Raw genomic sequence first — 9,642 nt, 5'->3', positions numbered from 1 at the left:
ATATTATCTTATGTTATTTAATTAAAATTTTAATATATTATTTACTTGAAATTTTTTTATTATTTATGAATTAAAAATCAATATGTTTTTTAAGATTTATTTGATTATTATTTTTATTAATCAAAAACATTGATTTTTTGATATATACTTATAATATGTAATTTTTATTGTTTTTTTTAAATCATTTATTATTTTTAAAATTTCTATAATTTAAATAATATTTATTGTTTTATTTTTAATTATCATTGATTTATTTTTTATTTAATCAAATTTTAGTGGGAATTATTGTGGAATTATTTCAAAAATCTAATTCAGAAACAAATTATGATTATGGTTGTAAACCTGAAGAACGTTCTATTGAACAACATTTAAATAAAGGAGTTATAAATTTAGATAAACCTTCTGGACCTACATCTCATGAAGTTGATTCTTGGGTTTTAAAAATTCTTCATTGTTCTAAAACAGGGCATGGTGGAACATTAGATCCTAAAGTTACTGGTATTTTACCTATGGGTTTAAATAATGCAACTCGTACTATTCAACTTTTATCTTCTGCATCTAAAGAATATGTTTGTCTTATGAATTTACATAAAGAAGTTGATGAAGATACTATTTATAATGTTTTTAATGAATTTACAGGTAAAATCTTTCAATTACCACCTGTAAAATCTGTAGTTAAAAGAGAACTTAGAGCACGTAATGTTTATTATGCAAATATCTCTGAAATTGAAGGAAGAGATGTTTTATTTAGAATAGGATGTGAAGCAGGTACTTATGTAAGAACTTATTGTCATGATATTGGTGAAGCATTAGGTGTTGGTGCACATATGGCAGAACTTAGACGTACACAAGTTGGTTCATTTTCAGAAGAAAATAATCTTGTAACTTTACAAGATATTACTGATGCATATTATTATTGGGTTCATAATAATGATGAAGATGAATTAAGAAGAGTTGTTATGCCTATGGAAAGAGCTGCTGATCATTTACCTAAAATTTATATTAAAGATTCATCTGTTTCTGCAATTGCTCATGGTGCAAATCTTGCAGCTGGTGGTATATCATTACTTTCTAATAATATTAAAAGAGGAAGTATTGTTGCAATTGAAACTTTAAAAGGTGAAATTGTTGCATCTGGTGTTAGTTTATATTCTAGTGAACAAATTATAGAAGCAGAAAGTGGTATTGTTGTAAATACTAATCATGTATTTATGGATGAAAATGAATATCCTATTATGTGGAAATAATTTTTTTATTTTATCTTTTTTTATTATTTATAAGTAAATAAAAACATTTATTTATAGGAATAAACAAAATATAATTGATTAATTAATATAATTATTCTTATTATTTTAAATAGAATTATTCTTTTAAATTTTTTATCTTTCAAAATTTTTATTGAAATTTATTAAAATAATAATAACATTTATATATGATATATAATATATATTATTATATCATACTATTTTGATTATTTGATAGTATGTATATAAGTTTAATCAAAACTTATTTTTTTTATTGGTATTGTACATTTTTGTACTAAAAATGGTAGAATATCTTATGCCGAGATAGTCTAGCCTGGTAAGGCGCAAGACTGGAAATCTTGTGGAGGTTCTCTCCGCCTGGGTTCAAATCCCAGTCTCGGCGTTTATTGGTATAATTATCAAATTATTAATTTAATTTTTTTTTAAAATTTAATTTTTATTATAAAGTATTATCTTAATATTTGTAAATTAACTAATAATTTGTACTTAGATTTTTTAATCTAAGATTTTTGATTGTTGAAAAAACTGTGTTTTGTAGAAATTTATATACTTTTTTTAAAGATTTATTATTTTTACAAAATATTCGAATCTACTATTAATCCGTCTCGTAGGTTCGCTCTGATAAATGGAGGTTATGAAATGGAAGACGAATTTAGACATTTAGTACGTATTTCAAGAAAAGATGTTGATGGAAATAAAACTTTCGAATATGCTTTAACTGATATTAAAGGTATTGGTTTGTCTTTATCTAGAACCATCGGTCTTACTTTAGGTTTCGACTTAAATGCTAAAATTGGATATATTGAAGATGAAGATGTTTTAAAAATTGAAGAACTTTTAAAAAATCCTCAAAAATTTGGTATACCTGATTGGATGTTAAATAGGAGAAATGATTACACTACTGGTGGAACTGTTCATTTAATTGAATCTGATCTTGATATGACTTTAAGAGATGATTTAAACAGAATGAAAAAGACCAGAAGTTATAAAGGAAGAAGACATGAACTCGGATTACCTGTCAGAGGTCAAAGAACTAAATCTACTTTCAGACATGGTTCTTCTGTCGGTGTAAAACGTGAAAGACCAGGCTCAAATGTATAGATTACTTTTTTTAAAATAAGAGCTTAGTCTTAATTAATTTTTTTATAATAATTATATAGGAGATATTTTTATGGGACATCCACGTAAAGCAAGAAAAAAATATAATACCCCTCCTCATCCTTGGAATGCTGAAAGAATTAAATCAGAAAACAAGTTAATGGTTAAATACGGTTTAAAAAATAAAAAAGAAATTTGGAAAGCTGATACTTTAGTTAGGAAATATAGTAGGGAAGCAAGGTATTTACTTGGTTTTGCTCAAGATCAAGCTGTTAAAGAAAAAAATCAATTATTAAATCACTTAATTAGAATAGGTGTTTTATCTGAAGGATCTAGACTTGAAGATATTCTTAACTTAAATGTTGAAGATATTTTAAGAAGAAGATTACAAACCATTGTATACCGTAAAGGTTTAGCTCGTACTGCTAAAGAAGCTAGAATGTTTGTTGTTCATGGTCATATTGCTATGGATGGTAAAAAAATCGATTCTCCAAGTTATATGGTTAAAAAAGGAGAAGAAGATCTTATCGGATTCTATGGTAATTCTTCTGTAGCTAAACAAATTGAAGAATATAATAAAAATGCTAATAAAGCTGAAGAAAAAGCTGAATAAAAAAGGTGTAATATATGGCAAAAGATGAAAAATGGGGAATAGCTAATATTTATTCATCATTCAATAACACTATTATAACTGTTACTGATATTACTGGTGCTGAAACCATTACACAATGGTCTGGTGGAAAAGTTGTACGTTCTGATAGACAAGAATCTTCTCCTTTTGCAGCTATGGAAGCTGCTAATCGTGTAGCAGAAGATGCTAAAGAAAAAGGTTTTATTGGTTTACATATTAAAGTAAGAGCACCTGGAGGTAACGGTCCTAGAAGTCCAGGTCCTGGTGCACAAGCAACTATTCGTGCTTTAGCAAGAGCAGGTATTAAAATAGGTAAAATTGAAGATATAACTCCAATTCCTCATGATGGTACAGGACGCTCTGGTGGTAAAAGAGGTAGAAGAGTATAAGAAGGTTTTTATATGGAGATTGAAGTCAAAGATCAAAATGATGATGAAATTGTTTTCATTATCCGTGATGCTGAAGTTCCTTTTGTCAATGCAATTAGAAGAACCGCAATGATGTCTGTTCCTAAATTAGCTATTGAAGATGTCAATATTGTTAAAAATGATTCTGCTATGTTTGATGAGGTACTTGCACATAGATTAGGATTAACTCCTTTAGTTTCTGATTTAGAATCTATTGAAGGTCTAGTTCTCCCTGATGAATGTGATTGTGATGATTACTGCCCACATTGTAGTGTATCATTTACACTTAATAAAAAAGGACCTGGAGTTGTCTATTCTAAAGATTTAGTCTCTTCTGACCCCAAAATTAAACCTGTTTATGATACAATTCCTTTAGTAAAATTAAAAGAAAATGAAGAAATTGAACTTGAAGCTGTAGCTAAATTAGGTTTCGGAAAAGAACATGCTAAATGGATGCCTACTACAGTTTGTGCATATAAACGATATCCAAAAATTACTTTTGATGAAAATATGGAAGTTGATTATGATTGTGCTTCTGCATGTCCTAGAGGTATATTAAAAGCAGATCGTAGATCTAAAATTATCAAAGTATTAGATATTGAAAATTGTGCAATGTGTAAAAGCTGTGAAAGGGCTAGTGTCAAAGACAATGAGGGTAATACATATATTCATGTTGGACATGAAGAAAATGATTTTATTTTTAAAATTGAAACTGATGGATCAATGCCTCCAAAAGAGGTTTTATTGAAAGCTTGTGATGTTTTAGAAAATAAAGCAGATCAACTTATTGAATTTAGTAAAGGAGGAAAATAATAATGGTTAAGAAAGTAATTAAAACAAATCCTAACCTTATTCAACTTATTAGAACTCTTAAACGTCAATCTAATCAAGAAAATGTAGCTATATGGAAAACTGTTGCTTCTAAACTTGAAAGATCTAAAAGGAGTACTGCTGAAGTTAATATATCTTCAATTAACAGATATGCTAATGAAGGAGAAACTGTTTTAATTCCAGGAAAAGTATTATCTAATGGAAATTTAGATAAAAAAGTTACTGTTGCAGCATTAAACTTCTCTGCATCTGCTGAAGAAAAAATTGTTAATGCTGGTGGAGAATGTCTTAGTATTAATGATATTCTTGAACAAAATCCTAAAGGAAGCAATATTAGGATTATGGAATAATCACAAAAACTAATGGTGTTATTATGATTGTAGATGGTGAAGGAAGCATTTTAGGAAGACTTGCTAGTACTGTAAGTAAAGCACTTCTTAATGGTGAAGAAGTTGTAGTTCTTAATGCTGAAAAAATTATAATTACTGGTAATAAGGATTGGGCTTATGCAAGATACAAACAACGTGTAGATAGGAAAAGTATCTCAAACCCAAGAGATTTAGGTCCTAAATATCCTCATAGACCAGATGATATATTTAGAAGAACTGTAAGAGGAATGTTACCTATTAAAAAAACAAAAGGTAGAGTAGCTTTTAAAAATTTAAAAGCATTTGTTGGTGTTCCTAACGAATACAAAGATGCTGAAATTACAGCAGTTCCTCAAGCAGAAGTTGAAAATGTTAAAAAAAGTATAGAATTAGGCGAAATCTCAAGATTATTAGGCGCTGAATTCTAGATAGTTTTATGGGATGTGTATTTATGAAAGTTGTTCATACTAGTGGAAAACGTAAAACTGCTATTGCAAGAGGTACCGTTAAAGAAGGTACTGGTAGAGTAAGAATTAATAAACAACCTTTAGAACTTTACTCTCCAGAACTTGCTAGATTAAAATTAGAAGAACCTTTAGATATTGCAGGAGATATCGTCGATAATGTAGATATTACTGTAAGAGTTAGAGGTGGAGGAGTTATGGGCCAAGCTGAAGCTGCTCGTATGGTAATTGCTAAAGGTTTAGTTCAATATACTAATGATATGGATTTAAAAGATAAATATGTACATTATGATAGGACTATGCTTGTAGGTGATCCTAGAAGATCAGAACCTAAAAAATTCGGTGGTCCTGGAGCTAGAGCTCGTAAACAAAAAAGTTACAGGTAAATTAGTTGTTTTATTATTTTGTTATTTAAATAAAAAAAATGGAAATGATGATTTAAAATGATTCCTATACGTTGTATAAGTTGTGGAAAACCAGTATCTGCTTACTTTGATGAGTATAAACGTAGATTAGAAAATGGTGAAGATTCTAAAGATATTTTAGACGATCTTGGTTTAACTAGATACTGTTGTAGAAGAATGTTAATTTCTCATGTTGAAACTTGGGAATAAATAAATATTTACTATTCCTTAATAGGTTTATTTATTTTCATTTAAAAGAAGATTTTTTATTAAATCCTTTTATAAAAACCTGTTAATTAGATTTTTATAATGTAGGGATAAATTTTTTATTAAATCTTTATTTCAATTCTTTTATATTTAATAGACATATTTTTTATGACTATCAATTAGGAGATAAAAAAATGACTAGAAAAGATTTAACTCGATTCGAAAAAGCTAGAATTTTAGGAGCTAGAGCAATTCAAATTTCAATGGGTGCTAGACCATTAGTTGAAATTAAAAAAGTTGGTTCTTTAGATCCTATTGATATAGCTTATAGTGAATTAGAAGCAGGTGTTTTACCTTTAGATGTTGTAAGGGAAGATGAAGAAGAAAAATTTTAAATCTTCTCATTTATTAAACACTGCTTAGTCGTTTAAATATTTAAAAAAATAAATAAAAAATATCATAAGATTCTATAAAAGAAAATACTATTTTTTTTAATGATTATTTTTTAATAAATAATCTCATTATAGATATTAGGGTAATAAATTGAACAAGCACTTGAGGTGTTTTTTTTGGATAGTGTTATTGAAGATGTCCGTGTTAGGAAAATCTTAGATAGTAGAGGAAATCCAACTGTTGAAGTTGATATTATAACTTGGAATGGATTTGGTAGAGCTTCTGCTCCTAGTGGTGCTAGTACAGGATCAAAAGAAGTTGTATCTTACCCTGAAGGTGGTGTTGATGAAGTCATTAGTGAAGTTGAAGATGTTATTTCATCAGAACTCATTGGGATGGATGCAGAGTATTTAAATGATATTGATTTAGTTTTAAAAGAACTTGATGGAACAGACAATATGTCTGCTATTGGTGGTAACACATCCGTTGCAGTATCAATGGCTGCAGCAAAAGCCGCAGCTGCATCCTACAGTATGCCATTATTTAAATTTTTAGGTGGAAATATGGTAAATGAACTTCCATATCCTCTTGGAAATATGATGAATGGTGGTGCACATGCAGGTAATAATGCTCCAGATATTCAAGAATTTTTAGTTATTCCTACTGGAGCAAGTAATATTAGTGAAGCATTATTCGCTAATGTATCAATTCATAAAAAACTAAAAGAATTAATTACAATTAAAGATCCTAATTTCACTGGTGGTAAAGGTGATGAAGGAGGATGGATTCCTAATGTTAACAATGATGTGGCTTTAGAAATTCAAGCACAAGCTTGTGAAGAAGTAAGTAATGAGCTTGGTTTTGAAATTAAACCTTCTCTTGACTTTGCATCATCTGAATTCTGGGATGCTGATAAATGTAAATATGTTTATAAACAAGATGGTATTGAAAGAGATACTGGTGAACAAGTTGAATATGTTAAAGACATAATTAATACTTATGGAATGTTCTATGTAGAAGATCCATTTGATGAAAATGACTTTGATGGTTTTAAACAACTTACATCAGAAATTGGAGATAAATGTCTTGTTTGTGGTGATGATTTATTTGTTACAAATAAAACTTATTTATCAAAAGGTATTGAGCAAAATTTGGCAAATGCAATTATCATTAAACCTAATCAAGTTGGTTCTTTATCTGACGCCTATGCAACTGTTAAATTAGCAAAAGAAAATAATGTTATTCTTGTTGTTTCTCATAGATCTGGTGAAACTACTGATGAAACTATTGCTCATTTAGCTGTAGCATTTGGAGCTCCTATTATTAAAACAGGAGCTGTTAGTGGTGAAAGAATAGCAAAATTAAATGAACTTATTCGTATTGAAGAAGAATTAGCTAATCCTAAAATGGCAAGTTTTGATTAGTTATTAAAAATTAAATGTAGATTTATGGGATTTATCTATTAAATTCTTAAAAATTATAGTAGGGATTAATATTATACTTATAAATATTGATTATGATAAATGTCAAGGTCTTGATTGTGGAGAATGTGTTGATATTTGTCCAATGGAAATATTAGTATTTGGTAAAAATAAAGTAGAAATCGTTAATCTTGAAGAATGTAGCTTATGTGAAGTATGTATGGATATTTGTCCAGAAGAAGCTATTGTCGTTTATGATGACGACTATTATTAAATTTATAATATTATAATAAGGTGATAAAGTGTCAGAACTTTTAATACAATTAGATAGTTATTTAGCAGCAGGTTTACACATTGGAACTCAACAAAAAACTAGTGATATGGAAAAATATATTTTCCGTGTTAGATCCGATGGTTTACATGTTTTAGATATTAGAAAAACTGATGAAAGAATTCAAAAAACTGCTAAATTTTTAGCAAAATATGACCCACAAGATATTTTAGTAGTATCTACTAGATTATATGGTCAAGCTCCTGTTAAAAAATTCGGAGAAGTTATTGGTTGTAATACTATTCCTGGAAGATTTATTCCTGGAACTTTAACTAACCCAGAATATGCTAAATTCATGGAACCTAAAGTTATTGTTGTAACTGATCCAAGATCTGATAATCAAGCTATTTTAGAAGCTAAACAAAACGGAATTCCTGTAGTAGGTTTATGTGATACTGAAAACTTACTTAGTTATATTGATATTTGTGTTCCTGTTAACAACAAAGGTAAAAAAGCTATTGCTTTAGTTTACTGGTTACTTGCAAGACAAATATTAAGAGAAAAAGGAGTTATTCCTGAAGATGGTGACTTAGATTTAGAACCATCTGATTTTGAATTAAAAGTTAGAAAATAAATTTTTAACTTTTTTTCTTTTTATTACTTTTTTAGGTTTTTTTTATTTTAGGGTATTATTTTTTTATTTAGTCTTTTTTTAGGTTTTTTTTTATTTTAAAATATATTTTTTATCTATTTTTTTAGTTTATTATTTTTATTTAGTTTAATTTTGTTTTATTGCTTTTTATTAGTTTTAGTCTTTTTTTATTTTTTTATTAATCTGTAAATAATTTTTTTCTTAAATTATTATTTTTTAATATTTTTAACAATATAAAAATTAAAATAGTTTATAATTTAATATATTAAATAAAGTTTTAAATTAATGAAGGGGTATTATGTTAAGAAAACCAGCTGTTGCAGGATCATTTTATCCAGATAATCAAAATGATTTAGAAGAAATGATTGAATATTGTTTTAATAAAGGTGTTGGTAAACTTCCTAAATTAAATAAAAATTTTAATGGAAATATTACTGGGATTATGGTTCCTCATGCAGGATATATTTATTCAGGTTATGTTGCATCATATGGATTTTATCAACTTGTAGAATCTGGTTTTCCAGATACTTTTATAATTTTATGTCCTAATCACACTGGATTTGGATATGATATTTCAGTATTTGATGAAGGTTTTTGGGAAACACCACTTGGAAATATTGAAGTTGATAATGAATTTGCAGAGAAATTTATTAAAAATTCAAAATATGCAAAAAAAGATACTACTGCACATTTAAGGGAACATAGTATTGAAGTAGAACTTCCATTTTTACAATATTTTTCAGATGATTTTAAAATTCTACCTATTTGTATTGGAAGACAAAATCTTCAAACATCATTAGATATTGCAAATGCAATTAAACTTACAAGTGAAGAAGTTTCAAATTCATTTTCCTTAATTTCAAGTACTGATTTATCACATTTTCTTAATCAAACTGATACAATAAAAAGAGATAATTTGGTTTTAAATGATATTACTGAAATGAATTATAAAAAATTAATACAAGATGTATATGATTATGATATAAGTATGTGTGGTTATGGAACTGTTGCTGCAGATATTATATATTCTTTAGATTTAGGTGTTAATTCTTGTGAAATTTTATCACATAAAACTAGTGGTGATGTTTCTGGAGATTATAATTCTGTAGTAGGCTATGCTTCTACTGTATTTAAAAAAGAGTAATTTTTTATTTTATATTTTTTAATTTTTAATATTAAAATAATATATATTTAAATTTTATAAAAAACAAAGTATAAATGATTGAGTTA

At 27.4% G+C, this 9,642-nt stretch carries 14 protein-coding genes and 1 tRNA gene; all 15 read left to right on the top strand.

Translation table 11 applies throughout. The features are described from left to right. The first annotated feature begins 284 nt into the window (after nucleotides 1–284). The 15 genes from BGI41_RS04635 (at nucleotide 285) to amrB (ending at nucleotide 9,556) form a co-directional block, all read left to right on the top strand. Nucleotides 285–1,247: an RNA-guided pseudouridylation complex pseudouridine synthase subunit Cbf5 gene (locus tag BGI41_RS04635; RefSeq protein ID WP_088539063.1), complete on the top strand. Its 963-nt coding sequence runs from the start codon at nucleotides 285–287 to the stop codon at nucleotides 1,245–1,247. Between the two features lie 315 nt (nucleotides 1,248–1,562). After that, a tRNA-Ser gene (locus BGI41_RS04630) sits at nucleotides 1,563–1,647 on the top strand. 257 nt (nucleotides 1,648–1,904) lie between these two features. Then, a complete protein-coding gene (locus BGI41_RS04625; protein WP_088539062.1) occupies nucleotides 1,905–2,366 on the top strand; it encodes a 30S ribosomal protein S13 in 462 nt (153 codons plus the stop codon). Nucleotides 2,367–2,436: 70 nt separating this feature from the next. Then, nucleotides 2,437–2,976, top strand: coding sequence for a 30S ribosomal protein S4 (locus BGI41_RS04620; RefSeq protein ID WP_088539061.1), 540 nt, complete (start codon nucleotides 2,437–2,439; stop codon nucleotides 2,974–2,976). 14 nt (nucleotides 2,977–2,990) lie between these two features. Next, nucleotides 2,991–3,383 carry a 30S ribosomal protein S11 gene (locus BGI41_RS04615; RefSeq protein ID WP_088539060.1) on the top strand — a complete coding sequence of 131 codons (393 nt, stop codon included), beginning with the start codon at nucleotides 2,991–2,993 and terminating at the stop codon, nucleotides 3,381–3,383. Nucleotides 3,384–3,395: 12 nt separating this feature from the next. Further along, nucleotides 3,396–4,214, top strand: coding sequence for a DNA-directed RNA polymerase subunit D (locus BGI41_RS04610; RefSeq protein WP_088539059.1), 819 nt, complete (start codon nucleotides 3,396–3,398; stop codon nucleotides 4,212–4,214). Between the two features lie 2 nt (nucleotides 4,215–4,216). Further along, entirely contained in the window at nucleotides 4,217–4,582 is a 366-nt protein-coding gene (locus BGI41_RS04605) for a 50S ribosomal protein L18e (protein WP_088539058.1), read from the top strand. Between the two features lie 23 nt (nucleotides 4,583–4,605). Further along, nucleotides 4,606–5,028, top strand: coding sequence for a 50S ribosomal protein L13 (locus tag BGI41_RS04600; protein WP_088539057.1), 423 nt, complete (start codon nucleotides 4,606–4,608; stop codon nucleotides 5,026–5,028). Between the two features lie 23 nt (nucleotides 5,029–5,051). Then, nucleotides 5,052–5,450: a 30S ribosomal protein S9 gene (locus BGI41_RS04595; RefSeq protein WP_088539056.1), complete on the top strand. Its 399-nt coding sequence runs from the start codon at nucleotides 5,052–5,054 to the stop codon at nucleotides 5,448–5,450. Nucleotides 5,451–5,507: 57 nt separating this feature from the next. Continuing rightward, the gene (locus BGI41_RS04590) at nucleotides 5,508–5,678 is read left to right on the top strand and encodes a DNA-directed RNA polymerase subunit N (protein WP_042707954.1); all 171 of its coding nucleotides are present in this window, start codon (nucleotides 5,508–5,510) and stop codon (nucleotides 5,676–5,678) included. Nucleotides 5,679–5,869: 191 nt separating this feature from the next. After that, on the top strand, nucleotides 5,870–6,070 hold the full coding sequence (locus BGI41_RS04585; protein WP_088539055.1) for a DNA-directed RNA polymerase subunit K: 201 nt from the start codon (nucleotides 5,870–5,872) through the stop codon (nucleotides 6,068–6,070). A 174-nt stretch (nucleotides 6,071–6,244) separates the two neighbouring features. Continuing rightward, nucleotides 6,245–7,492 carry a phosphopyruvate hydratase gene (eno, locus tag BGI41_RS04580; RefSeq protein WP_088539054.1) on the top strand — a complete coding sequence of 416 codons (1,248 nt, stop codon included), beginning with the start codon at nucleotides 6,245–6,247 and terminating at the stop codon, nucleotides 7,490–7,492. A gap of 70 nt (nucleotides 7,493–7,562) precedes the next feature. Further along, a complete protein-coding gene (locus tag BGI41_RS04575) occupies nucleotides 7,563–7,763 on the top strand; it encodes a 4Fe-4S binding protein (RefSeq protein WP_088539053.1) in 201 nt (66 codons plus the stop codon). Nucleotides 7,764–7,791: 28 nt separating this feature from the next. Continuing rightward, on the top strand, nucleotides 7,792–8,394 hold the full coding sequence (gene rpsB, locus BGI41_RS04570; protein ID WP_088539052.1) for a 30S ribosomal protein S2: 603 nt from the start codon (nucleotides 7,792–7,794) through the stop codon (nucleotides 8,392–8,394). Between the two features lie 316 nt (nucleotides 8,395–8,710). Then, nucleotides 8,711–9,556 carry an AmmeMemoRadiSam system protein B gene (gene amrB / locus BGI41_RS04565; protein ID WP_088539051.1) on the top strand — a complete coding sequence of 282 codons (846 nt, stop codon included), beginning with the start codon at nucleotides 8,711–8,713 and terminating at the stop codon, nucleotides 9,554–9,556. Nucleotides 9,557–9,642 lie beyond the last annotated feature (86 nt).

This window comes from Methanobrevibacter sp. 87.7 (genome assembly GCF_002208625.1).
GTDB lineage: Archaea > Methanobacteriota > Methanobacteria > Methanobacteriales > Methanobacteriaceae > Methanarmilla.
Note: the sequence above shows the minus strand (reverse complement) of the source record. Positions and strands in the feature narration are given on the sequence as shown.

Coding starts and splice junctions, on each gene's coding strand:
- BGI41_RS04625 (WP_088539062.1), top strand. CDS start 1,905: ATGGAAGACGAATTTAGACATTTAGTACGTATTTCAAGAAAAGATGTT.
- BGI41_RS04620 (WP_088539061.1), top strand. CDS start 2,437: ATGGGACATCCACGTAAAGCAAGAAAAAAATATAATACCCCTCCTCAT.
- BGI41_RS04615 (WP_088539060.1), top strand. CDS start 2,991: ATGGCAAAAGATGAAAAATGGGGAATAGCTAATATTTATTCATCATTC.
- BGI41_RS04610 (WP_088539059.1), top strand. CDS start 3,396: ATGGAGATTGAAGTCAAAGATCAAAATGATGATGAAATTGTTTTCATT.
- BGI41_RS04605 (WP_088539058.1), top strand. CDS start 4,217: ATGGTTAAGAAAGTAATTAAAACAAATCCTAACCTTATTCAACTTATT.
- BGI41_RS04600 (WP_088539057.1), top strand. CDS start 4,606: ATGATTGTAGATGGTGAAGGAAGCATTTTAGGAAGACTTGCTAGTACT.
- BGI41_RS04595 (WP_088539056.1), top strand. CDS start 5,052: ATGAAAGTTGTTCATACTAGTGGAAAACGTAAAACTGCTATTGCAAGA.
- BGI41_RS04590 (WP_042707954.1), top strand. CDS start 5,508: ATGATTCCTATACGTTGTATAAGTTGTGGAAAACCAGTATCTGCTTAC.
- BGI41_RS04585 (WP_088539055.1), top strand. CDS start 5,870: ATGACTAGAAAAGATTTAACTCGATTCGAAAAAGCTAGAATTTTAGGA.
- amrB (WP_088539051.1), top strand. CDS start 8,711: ATGTTAAGAAAACCAGCTGTTGCAGGATCATTTTATCCAGATAATCAA.